The 1427-nt window shown below is 41.2% G+C and carries 1 protein-coding gene; it reads left to right on the top strand.

The genetic code is table 11. From position 1 onward, the window contains the following. Positions 1-89 precede the first annotated feature (89 nt). On the top strand, positions 90-1418 hold the full coding sequence (locus CXF64_RS09940) for an IS4 family transposase (RefSeq protein WP_010554630.1): 1329 nt from the start codon (positions 90-92) through the stop codon (positions 1416-1418). Positions 1419-1427: the final 9 nt, after the last annotated feature.

Below are 1427 nucleotides of genomic sequence, written 5' to 3'. Positions count from 1 at the left end.
TAATGCCGATCAGTTAAGAAAATGACCGGTTGACCGATCCAAACGATCATGCAAAATCCGTAGTTAGGAAACTAACTACGGATTTTTTTGTGAATATAGAACAAGCACTGCAAGCAACACTTGAAGAAAGCAGCCGATACCATACCTTTGAAAAATTATCAGAAATTCTTGACCCTGAAATCATTGAACAAGGCTTTCAACAAGCTGGGATTGCAACCGTTCGTAAGCGAAGGTTACCGCTTGAGGCCGTTTTGTGGTCAGTTATTGGCATGGCATTGTTTCGAAAAGAATCGGTTTGGAATATCGCTAATAAGCTAGATATCATGTTACCAGGCAAGAACCAACTCGTTGCTCCAAGTGCGATGGTACAGGCGAGACAAAGGTTAGGTGATGATTCCGTTAAACACGTTTTCAATAAATCTGCTCAATCAATGTATAAGCAACAGTCATTCGAAACATGGAATGGTTTGAACCTATTAGCTGTTGACGGTGTTGTGTGGCGAACAGCCGACACGCCTGATAATCGTAAAGCCTTCTCTTCTGGTAGCAACCAATACGGTGATACAGCCTTTCCTCAAATACGCATGGTCTGTCATATGGAATTGACCAGCCATCAACTGCTCAGTAGCGAGTTTGATAACTATAAAACCAACGAGATGAAATTAGCTGAGCGTTTAATTGAACGTACACCAGATAATTCACTGACTATGTTTGATAAAGGATATTATTCTTTAGGCCTGTTAAATCGTTGGCACCAAACTGGGAAGATGAGGCACTGGCTGATACCTGCAAGGCCCGACTTACAGTATGAAATCATCTCCAGCGCGGGTAAAAATGACCATATCATTGAATTGAAAACAACAAAGCATGCACAAAAAAACTTTCCCGATGTTCCTGAAACGATTAAAGCGAGATTAATCAGTAAAACAATAAAGGGCAAAAGCTACCGTATACTAACCTCGATGACGGATAGATTGCGTTATCCAGGTAATGAAATTGTTGAATTATATTGTCATCGTTGGGAGATAGAACTTGGGTTTAGAGAAATCAAACAAACCATGCTTGATAGCGCATACCATTTGAGAAGTAAACGTCCAGACATGGTGCGTCAGGAGCTATGGGGCGTGTTACTCGCCTATAATTTAATACGAAGAATAATGACGATGGCGGCGACAGTTACAGGGATATGGCCTAACCAGCTTAGTTTCTCTAGCAGTTCGATGGCTGTCATTCAGTATTTCTCGTCAGTATCTATAATGAGTCCAGGGAATATTCCAATACACTGGCAGCACTTACTCAATACACTGGTCTTATTTAAGCTTCCAGCTAGACGAGAGGATAGAAGATATCCCCGATGGGTTAAGCCAAAACCATCTAAGTATCCCCATAAAAAGAAAAATGCCAGTCAGCTTAACTGACTGGCATTA

Source organism: Pseudoalteromonas sp. GutCa3 (genome assembly GCF_002836155.1).
Taxonomy (GTDB): Bacteria; Pseudomonadota; Gammaproteobacteria; order Enterobacterales; family Alteromonadaceae; genus Pseudoalteromonas; species Pseudoalteromonas arctica.
This window is presented reverse-complemented; position numbering and strand designations above follow the sequence as displayed.